The following is a 23,095-nucleotide window of genomic DNA, read 5'->3' as shown; positions in this document are numbered from 1 at the left end:
TAGTTTGGCTTAAAGAGCTAATACGAAAAAGAACAAGCCAAATTCATATTGGCTTGTTCTTATTATCTATCGATTATTGAATAGAAGGTAAGCTAGCTGCTTCCATATTAATCGACATGCTCCAAGATTGTTCCTCTCGAATGGACTTAATTGACCCTCGGTTTGTAAGCCAAGTGGTTTGAGTATCAATAGGTCCGTAGTCTGCGAACTGTGTCTCACTTGTTACTTTACATGCTGCAAAAGTACCTGCAGGTACAGTGATTTCCTCTTTACCTAGGTAGGTTTCTTGGTAGTCGAAGGTAGATAGATAGTAAGGTCGTCCGTTGATGATTTCATCTAATGATGTTTCTACGGAAACTGTTCTTAATCCGGGAGACTCAATCTCAGTGAATTCACCACTGACTTCGTCATACTCATCGTCATATTGTGATGTTAGCGGTGCATTGGTTGAGGTACCGAAATCTACCACTTGATTGATAATCTTTTGATTATCAGCAATTGCTAGTGGCAACACAGCCTTAGCCGAACCCCATCCCAAGGACTCATCAGAGTTAAAGCCCTCTTGACCTAGATAGTGATCTTCAGAGCTATATGAATACTCATACCCCATTAAAGCACCTTCCGAATCTTTGATATCGATACGCGTTTTTTCTAGGCTACCCGCTAAGTCAGAAATCCAATTTGGGAGTCCGGTGACTAACGTAACGTCATTCAACCAAGAGAAAGTGTCACCCAAGTAGGTAAATTTATAGGTCAAGTTAACGGTTTCGGAGTCTTCCGGCCAAGTTGGCGTACGTTGCACATCGTAAACAGTGACGTCATTAGCTGTAGCAATGAACTCAGCATCCGGTAGCGAGTCAAGGCAAGCCTGCAGGTTCAGAGGGTGTAGAGGCTGTGGCGTTAACGCGTTATCCAAAATGAACTGTTTAGTCGCTTCATCAAAGATATAAGCTTCACTGCCATCTTCTGTAATTTCGTTGTAGGTAATACGCACAAAGCCTTCGACTACAGACAAGTAAGTGGAATTATCTTCTTTTTGGTAGTTTGACCAAGTGGTTTGAGCGTGGATAGATTCCGGAATTGTAACTTGGCGTAATACCTCACCGTTCAATGATATATCTTTCCATGAACCGAGGTCTGCTAATCTTAAGAACTGAGTGTTTCCTTCCCACGATCTTGAATAATAAACAACCGTACCGTTAGACAGAAGCTGTGCAAATACTTCAGCATTTTCTAAGCCTGCCATTGGGATTAAATCATCATGATTGTCAGACGCTGTTTCATGACGATCTGACTCATCGTCAGCAATGGTCGATGCCAAAGTGGCAAGCCATGTATCTGTAACGCTGCCATTTTTAAAGGCGCTTATTCCGTTACAGGAGTCATTAAGTGCCTCATAGCGGTCAGGGTTATGCTCAGCACACCAATCACCTTTGTAAAAGGTATAAATGTTGTCGTTGATGTCTTCTACAGACAACTTGTATGCCGTGGTGTTGTCGGGGAACTTTAAGCCTCTTGGCATAAGGTTAGACCAAACGTTCTCATCATCTGTTTGATCCATGATGGAACGAACATTGAGCCCACTGATATCTAATTGCTTAGCGCTAGCAACTTCACTAAAAATCGAGCTTCTAGATTCTAGAGTTAAGCTGCCGTCTTTGTTCGGCTTAATGCTGGTTAAGGTATCATCGCTCGCTTCCCAACCGTTTTGTCCTAACACCATGCTATTTGTGTCAGGGGTATATTCAAACTCAACAAATTGCTCAGCAAAGTAATCATAAATATAACTGGTATCGGTAACTGAGTTATCTGCATCAGACTTCAATGTTCCATAGGCAACTACTAAATCTTTGCCAGTGTCATTATCGCCGCCAAACCAATTGATACCGTCTGTTTTGATAAGCTTCGCGAGGTCGGCTTGCTTAGAGCCTTTATTTGCCTCATTTTCTTTAATTTTATCTTCGAGATTAGAGTCATCAATGGCGATGTGATCGCGATTAATACTGCCAGCAATATCGCTTGGGTTGAAGTTATCTCCAGCTGCTTCAATATTTTTTACGACTTCCTCGAGGACTCGAGTGACTTCTTCATTAATTAATGCGGTGAGTGCTTCGACAGAAATACCGGCGCCCGCTGCTGTTTCTGATAACGCATCCGTGTTCTCTGCCATGACTGAAGCGGTAACTTGAGCAACGCGGTGTAGGTTTTCAAAAGCCGCTTTTTGTGCATCGGCTAAGTCGTTATTGTTTTTGGCTTCGATATAATCTTGCGTTAAATCGAGAGTTGTCCCCAACTTCTCTTGAATAGCTGTTTTAGCTTCTTCTAACGAAGAACCACTCTCTATTTCATTTTGAATCAGAGTCGTTAATGGGCTAATAAATGCGGATTTTGGTGGCGCAGTTAAGCGATAGCTCTTGCTTAGAACTACACCTGGGTTATCGGTATCGATGGTTTGTCCGGCAACCACTTCGATCAACAGAGTACCTTGTTCAAGTTGTTCTTGAGTTAGATTATCAATTGTAAACGAACCATCGTCACCCGTTACGGCACTTGGCTCATCCTTATCACAAACTTTATTACTGTTTAGATCCAAACACGCATTGGCTCCTACCAAATAGCCATCAGCGGCCTTTGCTGTTAAAGACGCTGAAGTTGCTGTTGAACCGCCAGTATCAGTTGTGGGGCTATTTGAACTGTCGCTACCACATCCTGCTATCCCTAGGGCTATTGCCACTGCTAACAGTGAACGTTGACCATTCATGTTAGTTCTCCTATTAAGTTATTGATAAAAATTTACTACTCTGGAATCAATTGGCAGAATGTCATTGATAAATATGACTATTTATAAATTGAATGCCATTGATGAGAAATGTATCAAAGCGGAATGTGGTGGAAATAGCCGGAGTATTTATTCTAGAGACATATCTAACTAGTGGAGTTATATATGCGAGTGATATCTATGGTGAATGTTTGGTGCTTGTAATTTACATACTTATCAATTGTAATTATTATATATCTAGTTGTATTTTATAAACTTTTGTAGCTAAGGTGATAAAGTGAGCATCACTGTCATCAACAATTTGATAGCCAAGTGCCTGATAAAAACTGATGGCGCTGGTGTTACTTCTAAAGCTCGACAGAGTGACTTGGTTTCGTTGTTCTTGATGGGCTTTGTTGTGGATGAGTAACATGGCTTTTTTACCAAGAGACTGACCTTGGTATTGAGGGGAAATGATCAGCAGATGAATATGGTATGTGTTTCCATAAGGCTTAAAGCAGACGAGTCCGACTCTTTCGTTTTTATGGTATATCCAATGAAACCAAGAGGGATGGTAATCGTTTAAAAGTCGCTTACATTGGAAGTCGTCCTCCCAGCCGAAAACGTTATCTACGTGTATGAAAAGCCCCTGCTTAACAAACGCAAACAGTTCTTCGAATTCGGAACTTGGAACGAGTCGGAGTTGTATATTCTCTTCTTTTATTACCACTCTGCTTGCTTCCTTATCAAACGCCTTTTAATAAGCAAACAGTAACATAATTAAAAAGGTAGTTTTCATCTGTCGTTTGGAATATTTTGATGCAAAAAAGCCATGCGTAGAGCATGGCTTCTGAATTAAATAACGAGGATGTTCTATGCGTTAGTCGTTGTCTTCTGCTTCGATTTCGCTTGCTATGTACTGGTTGTTAACCTTGTAAGCTTCAGCCTCAATACGTTGACCATGTAAAGTATGGAAACTTAGACCATCTTCATAGCGAGTGTTTTGGTTTACGTAGACAGTTTGATTGCCAGATTGCGTTTGAATGACAAAGCTCAATGCATCGTCATTTGTGCTCTGAACTTCACCTTCAAAATCAACGTCATTATCATTCCAATCTTGTGAATCATCGTCGTGTTCAAATTCTATTTCGGTAGCAACATTTTCGCCGTTGGCTTGTTTCGTTGTTACTTCAACTTCTGTACCTACGGTCAAGTTTGATTGGTTACCATCTTCGTAACGAGTATTATCATTGACAAGAAAGCGACCTTTGTAGCTTAAATCAAATGATGATTTGTCGTTAGCTACCCAAGTAATAATGCCTTCGATTTCAGTGTCATTATCGATTTCGTCAAAATCTTCGACTTCCACTTCATCTGCTTTCAATACAGAGCCTACCATTGAGCCTGTCACTTCAACCCAAAGACCGTTAGATAATCTATTGCTGCTTCCACCGTTGTCGATGTGGGCAATTGAATAATCAACACTTAGATTAGCACCAAGTTTGAAAGTCGATTCATTTAAATCGCTTATTAGCCCTTCAACTTCAACGGATTCTGTCAAGTTAGAGTGCTCAAACTTAACAACAGAAAGTACTTTGTAACCTGCATTCGCTGTTGGTAAAGAAGAGACCATCACCCAATCGCCATTTTCAATTTCACGTGACAGATCTGTAAAGGTCAATGCGATGCCATTGACTTTAAATGTGCCATTATTGTGGTTGGTGTCTGAAATAAGACCAACGATGGTCGGTTCAAGACCAACTTGAGCCCCGCCAGTGTGAGCTGAAGCGCTACGAGCATTAGATGAAATAGAGACCATCATGTTCTTTTCTAAGTCTGCAATAGCCACGTCCTCACCCGCGTAAGTGGCGCTGTCTACTTGATAGCTATAGCCATTCACAACAATGGTGTTGCCAGAAACAGAGTCAATGGTACCTTGAATTGCTGATGGAGCTTGCGTGTTGTTATCGTTGCTTCCATTGCTATTGCTGTCACTACCGCCACAGCCAGTTAGAATTAAACCGACAACCGAAATCAGCGCTAACTTTTTCATCTATATACTCTTTATTTAGTTTATTGAGGGTGTATCTTATAAACTCAAACGTGAAGCACTCGTGAAGAAAGGTGAAATAAATCGATGAAAGTTTTGATCGTTGATGACAGCCACAATGTTGCAGAAACCATTGCCGATTACCTAGAGTTGGAAGGGATGGTGATCGATTGTGCTTATCATGGTGAAGCGGCATTGAAGTTAGCGTCTGAGAATCATTATGACGTGATTATCATGGACATCATGATGCCTAAATTGGACGGCATCTCAGCTGTTAGAAAGTTAAGAGAAGAGGTGCAGTGCCCTACGCCAATTCTATTTTTAACCGCTAAAGATAGGTTGGACGACAAAATCGCTGCCTTTCAAGCGGGCGGAGATGATTACTTAGTTAAGCCTTTCGCCATGCAAGAGCTCAGTTTAAGGCTCAACGCATTGGCAAGCCGAGGACCACGTCAAGGTATTGGAAAGCAGGTTTTTGCCGATATTACTCTCAACTCGCAGACAGACGAGGTATGCCGAGAAGGTAGGCTTATTAAGTTGAGTCGTATTCAGCTTAAGATACTAAAAGTCCTTATGCGCCATGCGCCAGCAATTGTTTCAAGAACTGAAGTGATTGATTCTGTTTGGGGTGATGAGTCGCCAAGCAGTGATGCACTGCGAAGTCATATTTATGGCCTGCGTAACGCGCTCGATAAAGGGTTTGAACATTCACGATTAGAGACTATCCATGGACAAGGTTACCGACTCAAAGCATAACGCCTCAAGACACGGCGATTACCCGAGCATTTACCGAAAAATCCGTCGCAGCTTTGGTTTGATGACCTTGGTCATGTTTGGCCTTTTCTGGACAGTGATTTATATCGCTGAAAACCAGATGGAAGTGATCAGCCTGCACCACTGGCTAGACACTGAAGCTAATCGTTATACGTCTGAATATCAGTTGCTTGGCGAAGAAGCGTTGTTGCCGAATAAAAATGAGTTTTCAACCTATTGGAGTGAAAGAGAAGTGCCCAATTGGTTAGCTCGGTACAAAGAGCCCGGCTTCTATGAACATCTGTTGGGTACGGAAGATAAACATTTTTACGTATTCGAACACCCGTCAGGCAAAGGGCTGATGTATATCTTGTTTCAAGATGACGCCGACGACTACCTCGACGATTATGAATGGAGCCTCCACAACTACACCCTCATACTTGGTGGTTTAACGTCCATTTTTATGGTTTTGTATGGAATCTATGTTGTACGCTCGCTGTCGAGGCCACTCAATCAGATAGAAAAGAAAATAGGGCAAATGCACCCTGAGCAGCCAAGTTTTGAAGTCGAGACGTCTTACGCTGAAACACGACATATTGAGCAAACACTTTTAGATTCAAAGAATCACATTTCAGGATTTTTTCAGCGGGAAGAGGAGTTCAATCGATTTGCCTCTCATGAACTTAGAACCCCGATTATGGTGATTAAAGGGTCGGCTGATCTGCTAACTAAAGTACCCAATCAACCTCCTGTTGCGTTAAAAGCGATTAATCGCTTGCAAGAAGCGAGTGAACAGATGCGAGTGCTGACTGAAATGTTTTTGTTGCTTGGTAAAGAGAGTATCGATGAGCACCATTTCGGTCACTATGACCTGGAAGTCGAAGTTCAGAATCAGTTGCTTGAAATGGCGCCTTTGTTTGCCAAGCAGGATGCGAGTTATAACCTAGACGTAAAAGGGACTGTCACTGTGTATGCGCCAGAGAGCTTTATTACTATTGTATTGAATAACTTAATTAAAAATGCGTTTAGCTACAGTGTTGGCGATGTTGGAATTGTGGTGACAGGTTCTCAATTAGTGATCACTAACCGTCATGAGGGCAATGATACTTACAATGCAGGCTATGGTTGTGGTTTAGTGATTGTGCAACGAATCTGTGAGCGAATGGGTTGGAGTTTTGAAACTCAAGATGATGGACTTCAGTTCAGTACTTACTTAGATTTCTCAGCGGATAAGCAAGCAGGTAACCGGTAGCTTCATTATACAAGAGACCTATCAGAAGGTGAGTAGTGTGGCTAAGTTAGCCACACTAGCATATGAGTCGTTATACGATCTTAAGCGCGTGATGGCGTGTGAGCTGTTTGTGTAGCGAGTCTTTTAGCTCCATGCGTTCTACTTTGAGGTTGTGCATGCTGTCGTCATCGATAGGGCTGCCAGAGATTTCTAGCTGACGGATGTCGTAGTCGAGTTGGTGGTACTTCTGCATGTCTGCTTTGAATTTTTCGTCGTCGTGGTTGAGCTGAACAATGTCTAATTTAAGATCTGGGAAATCTAAGATAAAGGCATGGTTTTCATTGAGCATTGGCACTTCCTCACTTGTCTAATTAACTTCAGTATAGAGCCTATTTTTGAAGATAAATGTGTTCCTAAACACAAAGCGAGAGCAGGATCAAAAAAGGGCATTAGCGTTCCATTGTGGATGCGCTAATGCCCTTCGTTATTTTAGTAGGAGCAAATACTACTTCGCTTTCTTGCTAGAGCGTTGTTGCTCTTTGTGTGCAAGCTTCTCTTTTTTGCGTTGCTCGATAAGATGAGCAGCTTCGCCACCTACGTGGGTTTCACCACGCGCATTTGATAGCTGAACTTGCTTTTCACGTTCACGGAAACGCGCTTTTTGCTCGTCGCTGTGCTTATCAACACATTTAGGGCAGCTTACGCCTTTCTCGAAGTGCTCAGAGGCTTTGTCTTCGTCAGTGATTGGCAAGCGACAAGCGTTACACACATCGTAGCCGCTCTTTTCTAGCTGGTGGTTTACCGCAACACGACCGTCAAATACGTAGCAGTCGCCTTCCCACATGCTCTCTTCTTCTGGTACTTCTTCTAAGTACTTAAGAATGCCGCCTTCAAGGTGGTAAACCTCATCAAAGCCTTGTTCTTTCATGTAGGCCGTTGACTTTTCGCAACGAATACCGCCAGTACAGAACATCGCGACTTTCTTGTGCTTCTTAGGATCAAGGTTGTCTTCAACGTATTGAGGGAATTCACGGAAGGTTTCCGTATTTGGGTTTACGGCATTTTTGAATGTGCCGATGTCCACTTCGTAGTCGTTACGAGTATCAACCAGAATCACATCAGGATCAGAGATCAATGCGTTCCATTCGTTTGGTTTCACGTAAGTGCCGACAACATGGCGTGGGTCGATGCCCTCAACACCCATGGTTACGATCTCTTTCTTAAGCTTAACCTTGGTGCGGTTGAATGGTTGTTCTTCGTTGAACGATTCTTTGTAAACAACATCAGCTAAGCGAGAGTCTTGTTTGAACCATCGAAGAAGAGCGTCGATAGATTCACGCTTACCCGCAACGGTGCCGTTGATGCCTTCACTCGCAAGTAGCAAAGTACCGCGAATTTTGTGGGCTTCTAGAAGCTCTGTCAGTGGTTGGCGAATTTCTTGGTAATCATCAAGTGCTACGAATTTATACAGAGCACATACAACATATTGAGACATGGTTTTTCCTTTCTGCGAGCTGGAACGTAAATCCAGAGCGTTGCCTGTTATGAGTAAAACTGAGTATTTCAACTCGGTTCTGTCTTGTTGGCTTATTAAAATCAGGCGCAGTATAACCAAGGCGGTGCGGGACAAAAACCAACCAAACGTAGGGCTATATAACACTATTTTCATTATGGTTTTAGGTGTGGTGAAAAGACCGTTATTTGATAAGTGATTTTAGCTCAGATAAGTAGAGGTGCTTTGCTGTCTATTGAATACTTGGCTAAGAACTTATGTTGTATCTCATCTCAATGAGTTGGTGTTCTCCGACGATTTCTACTTCACGAATGAACTCAAAGCCGAACTTTTCATAGTAATTCTTTAGGTATTGATGGGCGTGGATTTCAATGACTTTAGCACCATGTTCAGGGGCGTGTTTTAGAAGTGCACCAACAATTTTAGACGCGATACCAGATCCTCGATAAGGCTGCAGAACCGCAACACGTGCCATGGTTGAGTGTCCTGATTCATCAATGTGCAAGCGTGCCGTCGCGACTAAATTATCTTCATCGGTGATGAGAGCATGATGTGAGACAGGATCGAGCCCATCAAGATCCAATATGTGCGGTATGCCTTGTTCAACAACGAATACTTGATGACGAATGGACTGTGCTTTCGTTATCAATTCTGGGTTGTTACCAATCACCAATTCCATTTCATTGCTCCATGCTGCTAACGAATGTTGTGAAAATACCCTATTTGTGAGGGGCTGTACGTTTGTAACTTGTCCTTAAACTAAGGCTTTTGAATAGCCGCTTGTCTCTATGTCGATGATCTCTACGGTCAGTGAAGCATTGGATAGTGGAAGAGCAAGTAATTGATCCAAAATGGACCTAGAGAGCATCGCTTTGACGCTTTCGTTACGCCCAGACAAAATACGCACAGAGACATGCACGAAGTCTTCTTTTACTTCACCTGTTTGGTAATGCTGGTAGGCAAGGCTGCGTACTTTGATGTCTTCTCCTGTTGGTGAGAACAACTGAGATTCCATCGCGCCGAGAAACACTTTCTGATTGAGTTGCTGACCATCAATAGTGGATGAGTGTTCGATAATACAATGAGGCAAAGTGATGTCCTTTCTGTGTTTTATAGCGACCTAAAATTAAGGCCAATGTGACTCTCTTGTTGAGAATGACATTGGCCCTTAATGCTGATTCGTTGCGGCTTTATCGGCAATAAGCCGATCAGGCTATCACCAAAGCGGTCAGTATCGTCAGCGATTACGCTTGGTTAAGTACTTCCGCTAAGCGTTTCACCGCTTCTGTTAATTCTTCTGGGTTGGCGTTGGTGAAGTTTAAGCGCAGTGCAGCTTTTGCTTCATCGGCCTTTGGGTAGAAGACTGGGCTTGGTACAACCGCCACACCATTAGAAAGCAGAGTTTTAGCCAGTTCAAAGGTGTCACACTCTGGGATTTCAACCCAAATGAACATCCCGCCGTCTACGGCTTTTAACACGCAATCTGCAGGCAGTTGTTTTTCTAGCTCTGAAAACAGCACTTCATAGCGAGACTTGTACAGTGAACGAATGCTTTCCATGTGTACATTAAAGTCTTGGTGTTTTAGAAGGCCAAGCAGTAAGGCCTGCATCGGCACGCTTGAGTGTAAATCTGCGCCTTGCTTCACTTTAATCAGTGGCTCAAGGTAGCTGCGTTTACCTGTCACTGCACCAATACGTAAGCCTGGCGATGCAATTTTAGAGAATGAACGAAGAACGATAGAGTTGTCTGGGCAGAAAGATGAAACCAACGGTAACTCTGTGCCTGTGAAACGCAGCTCGCGGTATGGCGCATCTTCAATGAATGCCACGTTGTATTTGATACACAGCTCAGCCACTTTTTGACGAGTTTCTGTTGTCCAGCAAACGCCAGTAGGGTTATGGAAATCAGGTACGGCATAGAACATCTTTGGCGATTGCTGTTCAAAGCACGTTTCTAGTTCGTCTAGGTTCGGGCCAAATTCAGTTTGAGACACGGTCGCAATGTTTGCTTGAACTAGGCCAAACACCTGCATCGCGCCTAAGTAGCTTGGCGCTTCCATCACAACTACATCATTGGGATCAACATATGCACGAGCAATCAAATCTAGACCTTGCTGAGAGCCTGTACAGATCATCGCTGTGTGAGTGTCAGGCAATTGGTAGCTTTGCGTTAGATGGTCAAGCAATGGGCCGTAACCAGCCGTAGAGCCGTATTGGAAAACTTCAGGCATGTTCGCTAGGTTTTCTAGCGTTGGCTTCATCAAGTCGATAGGAAATGTTTTCTCATCCGGTAAACCACCGGCTAATGAAATGACATTTGGATCGCTTGCGGCTGCGAGGATCTCTCGAATGTATGAAGATTGCATCTGTTGTAATGACTGTGCGATTTCCATGTGTTGTGTCTCGTCGTTTTTCGTTTTTATTCTATCGCTTGATATTACACGGCAATTGTAAAAATAAGCGTGTCCGTTTATGCTCTTAAACATGTCCATTTATGCTATTTAAACGATGTCGCGTCAACATATATCTCGAATCAATGATGTTCTGTTCCATATTCACCAAGACATTAGCCAGCCTTTGTCGGCAAAAGCGCTCTCGGAGATTGCAGCTTATTCCGAGCAGCACTTTCATCGCACCTTCAAAAGCGTGGTTGGAGAGTCGTTACATCAATACATTCGACGCACCCGAATGGAGTATGCTGCCAACCAGTTGATGTTCGATACCACGTCCTCGGTGGTGGAAATTGCCAGCAAGTGTGGCTTTAGTTCGGTGTCTTCGTTTAGCCGCGCGTTTAAAGCAACCTTTAACATGTCGCCAGGTGAGTGGCGTAAACACGATTTACAGATCGCCGAAAAGCCCTACTTGAAAGATCCTGAAGTCGCGGCGGGCTATTTGAATGTCGCGCAGCGAGTGCTACCTGAACCTAAGATCATTGAAGTGCCTGAGCGCATGGCAGCTTATGTGCGACACACTGGCTATAACCGTTCTATTCGTAATGCGTGGCTGATATTGAAAGCATGGGCGAACTCCGAACAACGCGATTTCTCGAGCCAGTTTGGTTTGCACCATTCGAATCCAGCTTGGGTTGAGATGGATCAGTGCCGCTACGTAGCGTGTATCGCGATCAATGAACCGATTAAGTATCGTAGTGTGGTTAATCAGATGGTGATTCCGGGCGGCTTACATGCTGTGTTTAGGCTGAATGGTCGTTATGGAGAACTGCTACCACAGATCAGTATGGTACTTGAGAAGTGGCTACCGACGTCTGGCTTCAAGCAACGTTCGACCCCGGCTTATGTGCACTATCATCAGAATCATTTTCTCAACACCGATGAAGTGTTTGAGCTCGATTTCTACCTTCCCGTGAGTTTTTACTAATCGATGGTTGTGCTGTTTTGTTGAACCAGACTTTGATCTTTTGTTGAGACAAATTAGCACAACCAATGGCAGCCAACGATTCTATGCAGGTGGGCTAAGATAAAGATGCTTTGTTGATAATTTGCCCCAGTAAATGATGACAACGTACGGATTAAACGATAGCATCCATTTCTAATTGCAAATAGTTCTTAATATCACTCGCTAGAATATGACCATTACCCACAAAGATTATCTAAAAATCGCTTTCCCTTTCATCATCTCAACGGTGACTCAACCTCTGCTTGGTGCGGTGGATACTGCCGTCATCGGGCAACTTGGCATCGCTGAACTGATCGGTGGTGTAGCGATCGGCACCATCATCATGAACACCATGTATTGGTTGTTTGGCTTTTTCCGTGTCAGCACGACAGGGCAAAGTGCGATGGCATTGGGGAAAGGGAATCGCTCTGAGCTAGCGGGCAGCTTGATGCGCCCATTCGTGTTGTCTGGTTTGGTGGGTTTGATCTTTATCTTGATACAACCCCTCATCTGGCAAGGTGCGATGTGGGTGATAGAGCCTGAAGCGAACGTGGCTGAACAAGCGCATATCTACTTCAGTATTTTGATTTATGGTGCGCCTTTTGTGCTGCTCAACTACACCATTATCGGTTGGTTAATGGGGCAGGCGAAAGCCAAAGAAGTCCTTTACACACAAGTGTTTGGCAACGTGTTGAACATTGTCTTGGATGCGGTGTTCGTACTCTATTTCGACTTAGGTGTTGCGGGAGTGGCATACGCAAGTTTGATTGCACAAATCACCACCTTTGCGATTGGTATGACGCTGGTGATGAAGACGAGCAACATCTCGGTTTCTGAGTTCCTGCAAGGCTCGAAGATGACTAAGAAAGACCTGTCGACAATCATCTCTTCGAATACTGACCTACTGTTACGTACAATTTGTATCTTGGTGTTCTTCAACATGATGGCACGTACTGGTTCTAAACTGGGTACTGATGTTCTGGCCGCTAACGCGATTCTGATGCAGGTGACCTTTATCGTCAGTTACATGTTTGATGGTATTGCTAACGCATCGAGTGTATTTGCGGGTAAAGCGGTCGGTCAGAAAAATGCGTCGATGTTGGATCGTGTATTAAGACTCAATTTTCAATGGACGGCAGGTTTCATTGCTGCGCTGACGCTTTTAACCTTGATATTCAAAGACATGATTGTTTTCTTGTTTACCGATATTCCAGCGCTGGTTGCCTTGTATCAAGAGATGGCTCCGTGGCTGATTGTGTTCCCGCTGGTGGCAGGCTTTGGCTTAACGGTTTACGGCATCTTTACCGGAACAGGTACCACGCGTCCGGTTCGAGATTCTAGTATTGCTACTTTGTTGGTGTTCTTGGCTGTTCAAGCGTTTGCGGTCGGAGCGTGGGGCAATCATGGTTTGTGGTTAGCGTTTACTCTGTTCTATCTTGGGCGTATCGCATTCCTGTACCCGTTTATCTCTCAGGTTAAACAGAAGTGTTTCCCAGCAGAAGATACCTCAGCGGCGTGTCATTAATGTAGAACGACCACCGCCATTTCTAAGACTTTATGAAAGCGCTTTACTATTTATGAACAATAAATTTAGTGGGCGCTTTTTTGTTCTTAATGAATTATTCAAAAAGGTTAATTAAACGGCAAATAAAATGCGATACGGTTCAATGTTCTCTTTTCATCACTCCAGCTAAATGATAAAGTTGTTATGTTATAACATCTGTCTATGAGTATCTGCGTGAACGCCCCACTATTGTCTGTTGACCGACTAACGATCAAAACCTCTTCAAGAACACTTTTCCAAGATATCCACTTCGATGTGTATCGAGGAGAACTGTTGGCGATCATGGGTCCTTCAGGCATTGGTAAGTCGATGCTTTCACGTGCGATCGCGGGCTTTATGCCAGAAACGGTTGAGGCTGAAGGTCATATCTCTTTATCTGGCGAAGCTGTGTGTGGTTTGCCGATGTTGCAACGAACGGCAGCACAAAGGCCAGCGGTTATTTTCCAAGATGCACTTCAAGCGTTAAACCCTCTTGTTTCTATTGAAGGCCAACTCAGTTTGGCATTGACGGGGACTCGCACTAAGCTTAAATCACAAGACAAAACCAAGCTCACTGAACTGTTGGTGCAGTTAGGATTCCCAAATCCAGAAACCATCTTGCCGTTGTATCCGAGCCAAATCTCTGGGGGACAACGTCAACGAGTGTGTATTGCGATTGGCTTGTTGAGTAACGCCGATATCATCATTGCAGATGAACCGACTAGCGCGTTAGATCCGGTGACAGAGCAAGAGATACTTAAGCTGATTCGAGACAATGTAAAGCAACGCCAAATTGGTGGTTTGCTTATTACCCATGACCTGCACAGCGCCTTAGCCTGTGACAAGTTATTGGTGATCGATGATGGCGGTGTGGTGGCTTATGGTGCACCTAAACACGCGCTTGAATCGAGCTCTCACGCTTTCTGCTGTTCATTGAGAGACCTAATCGAATGAGCTCGACCTTATCACTCAATTCAGAAGTCTCACCGTCAATGCCTGTGATTGATTCAGAAACACAAACACTGATTGAGATTAAGTTCGAGAATGTCGGGGTTCATTATTACTCAGTGCCGAGTTGGTTGGGTGGTAAGGCGTTCAAAGCGCTACAGAACATCGACCTCAATGTTGAAGACAAAAGCCTGGCTATTGTTGGGCGCTCTGGTGCCGGTAAATCTACGCTGATTGAACTACTGTTTGGTTTGAAAGCGCCAACTCTCGGTAGCATCAGCTTGTTTGGTCATTCGCTGCCTATTCGCAATAGTAAAGCGCAAGCCATTGTGTGCCGCCTGATCCAATTAGTGCCACAAGAACCACACACCAGTCTTAACCCTTACTACACCGTTCGACAGATCTTAGCCGAGCCGCTAAGCAACCTAGATGTTTCTGGCAATCATGAAAGCATCATTGAAGAGACGCTGTTGGACGTTGGCTTACCTGCCACCTTGCTATCACTGAAACCTAATCAGCTTTCTACAGGCCAAGCTCAACGTGTGGCTATCGCTCGGGCTCTTGTCGTTAGACCCGCAGTGTTGGTGGCCGATGAGCCGACTGCCAGCCTTGATCCTGTGAACCGTCAAAGGTTGCTGGATTTACTTAACTCACTGAAAAATAAGCGCGACATGCTAATCGTTTTGGTGACGCATGATCTCGGTGCGGCAAAGGCGCTTTGTGAAGAAATTCTGGTTCTTGACCATGGCGAGATGGTGGAGCATGGACCGACACCTCAAGTGATGAGCACACCTGCTCACCCTGCGACTCAGTTGCTGATCGAATCTCAGCCACTTTCGAAATCTACTTGTTAACACAACCTTATTTATTACGAAATACTGCTTATTAACGAAATACAGCTTACAGAGAAAAATAACTATGCGTTTTAATTCAATCAAACTGGCTTGCGCGCTTGCGTTGGCTCTGCCTTTGACTGGCTGTTTTGACTCTCAACCAGAGTCGAGCGATGCCGCCGTCAAATCTGAAATCCGAGTTGCGATGATGCAACCGCCAAGAACGGGCTTGTCACCACTTTCTGATGACGCTTTTAAGTTATCTCGTTGGAGCACGGCTGAAACACTGGTTAATTTGAGTCCTACTTCAGTAGCACAGCCGATGCTGGCAACGGACTGGAAACAGGTTGATCCATTAACTTGGCAATTTACGGTTCGTAAAGGCGTTAAATTCCACGATGGTTCGACGTTAACGGCAAACTCTGTGGTGAACTCTCTACAAAAAGCGCTTGAAGCAGCACCTAAGCCGCGCATTCTAGATGGTGTAGACCTAGAAGTGAAAGCGATGGACAACTACCGCGTAGAGATCAAAACCAGCTTTGATGACCCTCTTCTACCAAGTCGTTTATCAAGCCCTCAATTAGCGATTCTTGCAGCAAGTGCGTACCAAGAAGATGGTCGTGTGATCCCAACGGGCGCTGGCACTGGTCCATTTGAATTGACTGAAATTAACGGTACAACAAGCGCGAAACTGAAACGTTTTGATGGCTACTGGGGTCAAAAAGCACAGGTTGAGTCTGTGATTGCAGAATACGTTCCGAACGGTTTTGCGCGCGCTGCGGCTCTAAGAACCGGTACGGCAGACATCGTAGAAGCGGTACCCGTTTCACAAATCGCGACTATTGATCCTGATCTGCTTTACGAAGTAGCGATGCCTCGTACTAATACGCTTTACCTGAACAACAAGTCAGGCGTGTTCAGCGATATTAATTTGCGTAAAGTCGCGGCTGCTGCGGTAGACAGAGAACAGATCGTTAGCACTGTTTATGAAAACCACGCGGATATCGCACAAGGTCTATTAGGCCCTGCGCTTGCTTGGGCTGAGCCAATTCGACCTGAAGGTCAGGCATTGGACAAGACTCTAAAAGCGAACGGCGAAAGTATCGTTATCGGCACATTTACCGACCGTGCAGAGCTTCCAGAAGTGGCAGCGCTACTGAAGCAACAGCTTGAAGCGGCTGGTTTCAAGGTTGAGCTGGATATCCGTGAATACGCTCAGATAGAAAACGATGCGCTATCAGGAAAGTTTGATGCGTTTATCCTTTCTCGCGCAACGGTTCTAGATTCGGGTGATCCGGTGGCTTACATGATGAGTGACTTTGGCTGTAAGGGTTCATTCAACCTTGGTCAATTCTGTTCTCAAGAGGTAGATAAAGCACTGGCTCACGCTGACCTACAACCGCTAGGTGCACAGCGCCAGCAAGCGATCATCGAAGCTGAGCAAAAAATCTTGAACGACTTTGCTGCGATTCCACTGCTTCACGAACGTGTGATTCAAGGTGAAAGCAAGCGCGTAAGCAATGTGGTTCGTGACCCAAGTGAGCGCCGTTTAGTTGACCAAACTACACAGATCAAACAAGTGAAACAGGCTAACTAAATAGATGCTATCTGCTGAGACTCTGCGTCGAACCTTATTTCTCTTGACGCCTTGGTTATCAAGAATCGCCTCACTGATTGTGGTGGTGATTCTTGTTGGCTTGATGCCTGACATTTCGGGTATCGATCCAAGCCAATCTATTTTGCGAGCTAGGGCGGGGCAACAACATTTGCTTACGCCTGAAGCTCTAGCAGCGGTACGAGCTGATCTTCAGCTTGACCGTTCGGCAAGCGAACGCCTGATCGACTGGGTAGGAAGTGCCTTTTCGGGTGATCTAGGGAAATCATGGATTGATGGTTCTTCGGTTGCACTAGGCATTCAAAAGACAGCGTCGACGTCTCTGTTTCTGATGTCGAGTGCACTTGTGATGACTTTTGTGCTGTGCGGTGCAGGCTTGCTTGCCACCTTGCGTAGCTGGAAGAAAGGCAAACTGGGGCAGAGTTACAGCAGTTTAAGCACCGTATTAATATCCTTGCCAGAGTACGTGGTGGCCTCGGTATTAATACTGGTGTTCTCTATCTGGTTAGGTTGGCTGCCGCCGTATGGTTGGCAAGGTTGGCAAGACATCTGGCTACCGAGTTTAGCGCTCGCATTGCCCGCCAGTGGCCTATTTAGTCGCCTACTCAGAGACAGCTTACAACGCGTTTTAAATGAACCTTGGGTGATCACTTGGCTCAGTGCCAACATTCACTCCAACCAAATTATTCGTTTTGCGCTAAAAAGAGCGTTGAGCAGCCTGATCCCACAAATCGCAATGATCGTTATTGGTTTAACGGGTGGTGCGGTCGCGGTTGAGCTTATCTTCTCGATTCCGGGTATCGGGCGCATGATTCTTGGTGCTGCGAAGGCGCAAGATCTGCCTATGCTGCAAGGCGGCTTGCTGGTGTTACTGTTGTTTTCGATTGCAGTAAGCAGCATCAGCTTGTTTGTTCAGCAGTTGATTCTGGGTCACAGCCTGAAAAGCGGCAAGCTCATCAGTAGCCACTCTTCTTTTCGTTTTACCCAGAGTCGCGCGAAGCGTGTCACTGCTTTTGCAATCTTCTCATTCCTAATTGCTATTGTGGTATGGGCTGCATTCCGAGACCCATATACCAGCCAATTCTCACGTCTGGCATCACCGAGTTGGCAAGCGCCTTTGGGGGCAGATGGCATTGGCCGAGACCTACTGGCGAGAATTGGTTCTGGTATGGTCGCGACCTTCCAAGCGGGTATTTTGGCAACCTTCCTGAGCTTGGTGACGGGCATTATCATGGGCTTCAATACGCGTTTTAGCCAAGGCCTTATCGAGATCACTAAAGGCATCCCTTACATCATTGCTGGCCTTTTGGTTGCGGGTTTAACAGGGATGAATCCGAACAGCGCATTAATCGCGATTGTATTGGTATCTTGGGCGCCATTGGCGGCGCACTGTTCAAGTCTGATTGTAGAAGCAAAGGCTCAGCCTTATACACACCTCGCGCCACTGTGGGGCACCAGTAAGCTGAGAATTTTCCGCTTCTACTTGCTTCCTTATGTGTTACCACCGTTGCTAAGACACGCATTGTTAAGGCTTCCTGTAATTACTTTAAGCCTGACTTCGTTGAGTTTCATCGGATTAGGGGCAAAACCACCAACACCGGAATGGGGTTTGATGATTGCAGAGAACTTGCCATACATTGAACGCGCACCACTGGCGGTAATGGGGCCTATTATTGGGCTGATTCTATTGGGTGCTGCCATCAATATGATGTTTGATGGTTAACCAAAAGAGTCGGTTGCTGAGGTTTCTAAATTGACGATTCGATTGGGTATTCGATTTAGCATTTATGTTGTAACCTTGAGCCCTGCTTTGTAGAGAAGCTTTTTGATCGGCTCAAAAGCTAAACCGACCCTAGTTAAGTGTTAAGGATTCAACATGTATCTTGTTTTGTATTGCCACAATATTGGTATGACCGACTTTTCCTTCTTTGAAACGGAAGATTTCGACAAAGAAGAGGGCTATATCGTAAGAGGTAAATGGCCGAGCGAGAAAGCGTTTCGTGATTACTTAACCAAAGAGTTTGGTGACATGAGCGAATTCAAAGTGATCGACTTAATCGCCAAAGGTGCAGAAGCAGAACACTACTCACCAGAAGAGTTGATGAGCTTATCTCTCTAACTGTCAGCTCTTAACAACTAGCTAAATAATGTTTTATCAAACGAACAAACAAATGGCAGCCTGATTGGGCTGCCATTTTTCGTTTTAGGTTTAAGCTATTTGCTCGAAACCTTAAGTAGTGAAATTGGGGCTACTGTGCCACTTCGTCAACCAAGTACAAGATTGACTGATACGGAATGCCACTGTGATGGGATAAACCGATCTCACAGGTTCGGCTGTTGCTGAATCCGCGAGTGCAGTTGCTCGGTACTTGTTCTTTGAGTGGGTGTACTGCCGCCTCGTTCAGCTCTGGGGTGGTAAAACCTTTGTCACCCGCCCAGCCACAACATTGGATATGCTCAGGAACAATCACCTTTTCAGTACAGGCTTTAGCAAGGCTCAACATCGCGCCTTCTAAGCCCATTCGACGAGAACTACACGTCACATGCAGCATCACGGTTTCTTGCAGCGGCTTAAGTGTCAGGTGCTCAAGCAGGTATTGATTCACAAACCCTGTCGGCTCTAATACCTCTAACGGTTTGGTGAACTGTTCAATACTGCGTTTAGCACATGGACTGGTGTCCATTAATACTGGGTATTCACCCTGACGACTGGCTTGCCACAACACTTCTTCGAGTTGTTGTGCTTTAGATTGGGCTAAATCGGTCATCCCTTTGCTGTCGTAAGGCATACCACAACATTGGTCATCTAGCTTTTTCGGAAGAATAACCTCAAATCCGGCTTTGTTAAGCAAAGACATGGTCACTTCAGTTAGGGGACGTTGATCGCCCGCATCGCCTTGTTGTCCCATAGTTCGACTGGCACACGAAGGGAGATAAACCACCTTCTTATGATTGCTTGAGGATTCTGCCGTCACTGGTGATGAGACTAGCGAGTGACTATTGGATTGCGGCATCTCAGGCATCCAAACCGGTGTCGCGCCTTTAGTCATTGAGCGCAGGCCGTTGGTTAGCTTGCCGACGGTATTTGCGCCTAATACTTTACTCGCCACTTGGTTGGTTTTGAGCCCAGCTTTGGTCAGCTTTGTGGTGGTCGAGAAATGATCCGCTGTCCACTTAGCGATTGGCGTAAATTTTTCGTACTTGGCAATACGAAGCTTCTTAATTAAATCTCCGGTGTTGATTCCCACTGGGCAACGCTCGGCACACAGGCCAGTTGCGGCGCAGGTATCGATACCTTGGTATTCGAAGGTTTTCTCTAGCTCACTTGCTTCTACTTCCTTACCTGCAGCACGGCGGCGTTGTAACTCACGGTACAGCACGATACGTTGGCGTGGCGATAGGGTTAAGGTACGAGACGGACAAACAGGCTCGCAGAAGCCACATTCAATACAGCGGTCGACAAGGTCGTCAGCAGCAGGCATTGGCTTCAAATTGGTGATGTGTGAATTTGGATTGTCGTTAATAATAACGCCGGGGTTGAGCAGTCTTTCTGGATCAAACAAGGCTTTGATTTGTTGCATCAAGGCGTAGCCATCTTTGCCCCATTCCAATTCGACATAGGGCGCCATATTACGGCCAGTGCCATGTTCTGCTTTCAGTGAACCTTGGTATTTCACCGCGACTAGTTCGGCCACGTCATCCATGAAACCGCCGTAGCGATCGATTTCTGTTTGGCTATCAAAGCCTTGCGTAAACACAAAATGCAGGTTGCCTTCGAGGGCATGGCCGAAAATGATCGCTTCGCTGTAGTCGTATTTGTCGAACAGCTCTTGCAGCTCTCGAATACCATTAGCAAGGTTTTCTACAGGGAAAGCCACGTCTTCAATGATAACGGTCGTACCGACTTCACGCACTGCGCCAACTGCTGGGAACATGCCTTTTCGGATGCCCCAAAGAGTCGCGACTGTCTTTGGATCGGAAGTGAAAGGCACTGATTCAACAATCGTGTAATCAGCCAATGCGTCCAAAATTGATTTACATTGTAAATCTAAGTCCTGCTGGGAGCTGGCGTGTGATTCAACCAAAATCGCTGCCGCTTCTAAATCTAAGCTCGGCATAAACGCAGGCATACCCGGTTTATCAGCCACTGAACGCAGCGCTCTGCCGTCCATTAACTCAACAGCAGCAACCGGAGTTTTTGACAGCGTAGTAACGGCTTTACTGGCTTGTTCGATGTCGGCAAACACCAACAGAGCCGAGGCTTTGTTTGGGTGTTCGATAACCGTGTTGTAGGTAATCTCAGCAATGAAGCCGAGCGTGCCTTCTGAGCCAATCATCAAGTGTTTGATGATCTCAATTGGATCGTGGTAATCAACCAAAGCATTCAGAGCGTAGCCAGTGGTGTTTTTGAGGCGGTATTTGTGGCGGATTCTGTCTGCAAGTTCTTGGTTTGACGCTGTCTGTTGATGTAATTCAACAATGCCTTCAAACAGTTCTTTGTGCGATTGCTTGAATGCCTCAACACTTGCGTTGTCAGCCGTATCAAGCAGGGAGCCATCACTCAATACTATTTTCATGCTCTCAACGGTGCGATACGAGTTTTGCGCAGTACCACAACACATGCCACTGGCGTTGTTCGCCGCAATACCACCGATTTTACAGGTATTGATGGAGGCTGGGTCTGGGCCGATTTTACGTTGGAAAGGGGCAAGATATTTGTTGGCATCAGCGCCAATCACACCCGGTTGAAGGATGATCTGATTGCCGTTATCTACGATTTCGTGGCCACGCCAGTCATCGGTCAGTGTGATGAGTACCGAGTCTGAAACGGCTTGTCCTGAAAGGCTGGTGCCCGCAGCGCGAAAGGTAAAATGAATGCCGAGTTCGCGACAGCTTTGAATGGTGAACATCACTTCGTCTAAGTTTTTAAGCCTTAGAACTATTTTCGGCACCAAGCGATAAAAACTCGCATCGGTGCCGTAAGCCAAGCGCTTTGCCTCTTGAGTGACAATGCGTTCCGTTTCTATTTTTTGAGCCAGTATCGCTTCAAGCTGCTGATAAGCTTGTGCGTCTATTACTCGCTCATGGGATGTGTTTGTCTCCATCTTTGCTTCCTTGTGCTTCTTATTTGGCACTGATTTGTTTTTATTTGTTTTCCAGTGCTTAAACGGTGTCACAACGGCAGTGGAATTGCTGTGACACCGATTGAACTTCAGTCTAAGTAGACCAAAGCATTAGTCCGAACCTGAACCTAAATCGTTGAGGTTTAATCTAGCCCCACCAGAGAGTCACGAGTTAAGTCTTTGATTGTCTTGGCGCCAGTTAATGTCATGGCAACGCGCATCTCTTTGTCGTACAGGTCGAGTAGGTTTTCAACGCCTGCTTGTCCTTGTGCTGCTAACGCGTAGACGAAAGAGCGGCCAAGCAAGGTGCAGTCTGCGCCCATCGCCATCATACGAACTACATCTAAGCCAGTACGAATACCAGAGTCGACCAGAATCTTAGTATCGCCTTTTACTGCGTCTGCAATTGCAGGCAGTGCTTTGGCACTTGATAGAACACCATCAAGCTGACGACCACCGTGGTTTGAAACTACGATACCGTCTGCGCCAAATCTCACAGCGTCTTTTGCATCTTCTTCATCAAGAATACCTTTGATGACCATCGGGCCGTCCCAGAAGTCACGGATCCACTCTAGATCTTTCCATGAAATCGACGGGTCGAAGTTGTCACCCAACCAACCGATGTAGTCTTCCAGTTTGGTTGGAGAACCTCGGTAAGTAGAGATATTGCCAAGATCGTGTGGTTTACCCAAAAGGCCAACATCAACGGCCCAGCTAGGATGACGCATCGATTGAAATACGCGGCGTATTGCTGCATTTGGGCCACTCATTCCTGAGTGCATGTCACGGTAGCGAGCGCCGGGTACAGGCATGTCTACCGTAAAGACCAGTGTTGTCACGCCAGCCGCTTTTGCACGTTCCAATACGTTCTTCATGAAGCCGCGATCTTTTAACACGTAAAGCTGGAACCACATTGGGCGTTCAATCTTAGGTGCGACTTCTTCAATCGGGCACACCGACACGGTCGACATGGTAAACGGAATGCCTTTGTTGTCTGCAGCTTTGGCGGCTTGTACTTCACCGCGTCTTGCGTACATACCCGTTAAACCAACAGGCGCCAGTGCAATTGGCATCGCTAGCTTCTCGCCGAACAGCTCGGTTTCTAAGTTTAGGTCCGACATATCATTGAGGACACGCTGCTTTAGCGCAATCTCAGCAAGGTCAGCCGTGTTACGGCGTAGGGTGTGTTCTCCGTAAGAGCCACCATCAATGTAGTGGAAAAGAAACGGTGGTAATTTCGCTTTTGCTGCGGCGCGGTAATCAGTCGATGCGGATATGATCATAATTTCAGTCCTAAATTCTTGGGATGTTGCTCTTTTTTGAGAGCTTGGT

At 45.5% G+C, this 23,095-nt stretch carries 19 protein-coding genes; 9 read left to right on the top strand and 10 right to left on the bottom strand.

Annotation, left to right across the window (positions count from 1 at the left end):
- Positions 1–73: 73 nt before the first annotated feature.
- The 3 genes from A142_RS22300 to A142_RS22290 all read right to left on the bottom strand — a co-directional run bounded on the left by A142_RS22300 (position 74) and on the right by A142_RS22290 (position 4,811).
- Positions 74–2,761, bottom strand: a complete 2,688-nt coding sequence (locus tag A142_RS22300) for a hypothetical protein (protein WP_019820165.1) — start codon at positions 2,759–2,761, stop codon at positions 74–76.
- A 247-nt stretch (positions 2,762–3,008) separates the two neighbouring features.
- A complete protein-coding gene (locus tag A142_RS22295; protein WP_019820162.1) occupies positions 3,009–3,488 on the bottom strand; it encodes a GNAT family N-acetyltransferase in 480 nt (159 codons plus the stop codon).
- Positions 3,489–3,638: 150 nt separating this feature from the next.
- Positions 3,639–4,811 (bottom strand): DUF5666 domain-containing protein, encoded by a 1,173-nt coding sequence (locus A142_RS22290; protein ID WP_019820160.1) that lies wholly within the window; start codon positions 4,809–4,811, stop codon positions 3,639–3,641.
- Positions 4,812–4,895: 84 nt separating this feature from the next.
- Between A142_RS22290 and A142_RS22285 the strand changes: the two genes are divergently transcribed.
- Positions 4,896–5,564, top strand: a complete 669-nt coding sequence (locus tag A142_RS22285; RefSeq protein ID WP_019820159.1) for a response regulator transcription factor — start codon at positions 4,896–4,898, stop codon at positions 5,562–5,564.
- Positions 5,536–6,813 (top strand): sensor histidine kinase, encoded by a 1,278-nt coding sequence (locus A142_RS22280; RefSeq protein WP_019820156.1) that lies wholly within the window; start codon positions 5,536–5,538, stop codon positions 6,811–6,813. The genes A142_RS22285 and A142_RS22280 overlap by 29 nt, the downstream gene beginning before the upstream one ends.
- Before the next feature lie 70 nt (positions 6,814–6,883).
- Here A142_RS22280 and A142_RS22275 read toward each other — a convergent pair whose 3' ends face one another.
- The 5 genes from A142_RS22275 to A142_RS22250 form a co-directional block, all read right to left on the bottom strand.
- A complete protein-coding gene (locus A142_RS22275; RefSeq protein WP_009846137.1) occupies positions 6,884–7,141 on the bottom strand; it encodes a YdcH family protein in 258 nt (85 codons plus the stop codon).
- 156 nt (positions 7,142–7,297) lie between these two features.
- Positions 7,298–8,287: a rhodanese-related sulfurtransferase gene (locus A142_RS22270; protein WP_019820152.1), complete on the bottom strand. Its 990-nt coding sequence runs from the start codon at positions 8,285–8,287 to the stop codon at positions 7,298–7,300.
- A gap of 265 nt (positions 8,288–8,552) precedes the next feature.
- A complete protein-coding gene (locus A142_RS22260) occupies positions 8,553–8,984 on the bottom strand; it encodes a GNAT family N-acetyltransferase (RefSeq protein WP_019820149.1) in 432 nt (143 codons plus the stop codon).
- Positions 8,985–9,059: 75 nt separating this feature from the next.
- A complete protein-coding gene (locus A142_RS22255; protein WP_019820148.1) occupies positions 9,060–9,395 on the bottom strand; it encodes a 5-carboxymethyl-2-hydroxymuconate Delta-isomerase in 336 nt (111 codons plus the stop codon).
- Positions 9,396–9,549: 154 nt separating this feature from the next.
- Positions 9,550–10,698: a PLP-dependent aminotransferase family protein gene (locus A142_RS22250; protein ID WP_019820147.1), complete on the bottom strand. Its 1,149-nt coding sequence runs from the start codon at positions 10,696–10,698 to the stop codon at positions 9,550–9,552.
- Positions 10,699–10,813: 115 nt separating this feature from the next.
- On the opposite strand from A142_RS22250, the gene A142_RS22245 reads away from it, so the two are divergent.
- From A142_RS22245 to A142_RS22215, 7 genes are all read left to right on the top strand, one after another.
- Positions 10,814–11,683, top strand: coding sequence for an AraC family transcriptional regulator (locus A142_RS22245; protein WP_019820145.1), 870 nt, complete (start codon positions 10,814–10,816; stop codon positions 11,681–11,683).
- A 208-nt stretch (positions 11,684–11,891) separates the two neighbouring features.
- The gene (locus A142_RS22240) at positions 11,892–13,226 is read left to right on the top strand and encodes an MATE family efflux transporter (protein ID WP_019820144.1); all 1,335 of its coding nucleotides are present in this window, start codon (positions 11,892–11,894) and stop codon (positions 13,224–13,226) included.
- 213 nt (positions 13,227–13,439) lie between these two features.
- On the top strand, positions 13,440–14,198 hold the full coding sequence (locus tag A142_RS22235) for an ATP-binding cassette domain-containing protein (RefSeq protein WP_019820142.1): 759 nt from the start codon (positions 13,440–13,442) through the stop codon (positions 14,196–14,198).
- Complete coding sequence (locus tag A142_RS22230) at positions 14,195–15,046, top strand: ABC transporter ATP-binding protein (RefSeq protein ID WP_019820140.1); 852 nt, start codon at positions 14,195–14,197, stop codon at positions 15,044–15,046. The genes A142_RS22235 and A142_RS22230 overlap by 4 nt, the downstream gene beginning before the upstream one ends.
- Before the next feature lie 64 nt (positions 15,047–15,110).
- The gene (locus A142_RS22225) at positions 15,111–16,622 is read left to right on the top strand and encodes an ABC transporter substrate-binding protein (RefSeq protein ID WP_019820139.1); all 1,512 of its coding nucleotides are present in this window, start codon (positions 15,111–15,113) and stop codon (positions 16,620–16,622) included.
- Between the two features lie 4 nt (positions 16,623–16,626).
- A complete protein-coding gene (locus tag A142_RS22220) occupies positions 16,627–18,363 on the top strand; it encodes an ABC transporter permease subunit (protein ID WP_019820138.1) in 1,737 nt (578 codons plus the stop codon).
- Between the two features lie 153 nt (positions 18,364–18,516).
- A complete protein-coding gene (locus A142_RS22215) occupies positions 18,517–18,759 on the top strand; it encodes a hypothetical protein (RefSeq protein ID WP_019820137.1) in 243 nt (80 codons plus the stop codon).
- Between the two features lie 130 nt (positions 18,760–18,889).
- Here the strand turns inward: A142_RS22215 and A142_RS22210 are convergent, their stop codons facing one another.
- Positions 18,890–21,745 (bottom strand): FAD-binding and (Fe-S)-binding domain-containing protein, encoded by a 2,856-nt coding sequence (locus A142_RS22210; protein WP_019820133.1) that lies wholly within the window; start codon positions 21,743–21,745, stop codon positions 18,890–18,892.
- A gap of 161 nt (positions 21,746–21,906) precedes the next feature.
- Complete coding sequence (lldD, locus tag A142_RS22205; RefSeq protein WP_017083007.1) at positions 21,907–23,046, bottom strand: FMN-dependent L-lactate dehydrogenase LldD; 1,140 nt, start codon at positions 23,044–23,046, stop codon at positions 21,907–21,909.
- Between the last annotated feature and the right edge of the window lie 49 nt (positions 23,047–23,095).

Source organism: Vibrio splendidus 12E03 (assembly GCF_000272105.2).
GTDB lineage: Bacteria > Pseudomonadota > Gammaproteobacteria > Enterobacterales > Vibrionaceae > Vibrio > Vibrio splendidus_I.
The sequence above is the reverse complement of the archived record's forward strand: the minus strand, read 5'-3'. Positions and strand labels throughout refer to the sequence as shown.

Coding starts and splice junctions, on each gene's coding strand:
- A142_RS22300 (WP_019820165.1), bottom strand. CDS start 2,761: ATGAATGGTCAACGTTCACTGTTAGCAGTGGCAATAGCCCTAGGGATA.
- A142_RS22290 (WP_019820160.1), bottom strand. CDS start 4,811: ATGAAAAAGTTAGCGCTGATTTCGGTTGTCGGTTTAATTCTAACTGGC.
- A142_RS22285 (WP_019820159.1), top strand. CDS start 4,896: ATGAAAGTTTTGATCGTTGATGACAGCCACAATGTTGCAGAAACCATT.
- A142_RS22280 (WP_019820156.1), top strand. CDS start 5,536: ATGGACAAGGTTACCGACTCAAAGCATAACGCCTCAAGACACGGCGAT.
- A142_RS22275 (WP_009846137.1), bottom strand. CDS start 7,141: ATGCTCAATGAAAACCATGCCTTTATCTTAGATTTCCCAGATCTTAAA.
- A142_RS22270 (WP_019820152.1), bottom strand. CDS start 8,287: ATGTCTCAATATGTTGTATGTGCTCTGTATAAATTCGTAGCACTTGAT.
- A142_RS22260 (WP_019820149.1), bottom strand. CDS start 8,984: ATGGAATTGGTGATTGGTAACAACCCAGAATTGATAACGAAAGCACAG.
- A142_RS22250 (WP_019820147.1), bottom strand. CDS start 10,698: ATGGAAATCGCACAGTCATTACAACAGATGCAATCTTCATACATTCGA.
- A142_RS22245 (WP_019820145.1), top strand. CDS start 10,814: ATGTCGCGTCAACATATATCTCGAATCAATGATGTTCTGTTCCATATT.
- A142_RS22240 (WP_019820144.1), top strand. CDS start 11,892: ATGACCATTACCCACAAAGATTATCTAAAAATCGCTTTCCCTTTCATC.
- A142_RS22230 (WP_019820140.1), top strand. CDS start 14,195: ATGAGCTCGACCTTATCACTCAATTCAGAAGTCTCACCGTCAATGCCT.
- A142_RS22225 (WP_019820139.1), top strand. CDS start 15,111: ATGCGTTTTAATTCAATCAAACTGGCTTGCGCGCTTGCGTTGGCTCTG.
- A142_RS22220 (WP_019820138.1), top strand. CDS start 16,627: ATGCTATCTGCTGAGACTCTGCGTCGAACCTTATTTCTCTTGACGCCT.
- A142_RS22215 (WP_019820137.1), top strand. CDS start 18,517: ATGTATCTTGTTTTGTATTGCCACAATATTGGTATGACCGACTTTTCC.
- A142_RS22210 (WP_019820133.1), bottom strand. CDS start 21,745: ATGGAGACAAACACATCCCATGAGCGAGTAATAGACGCACAAGCTTAT.
- lldD (WP_017083007.1), bottom strand. CDS start 23,046: ATGATCATATCCGCATCGACTGATTACCGCGCCGCAGCAAAAGCGAAA.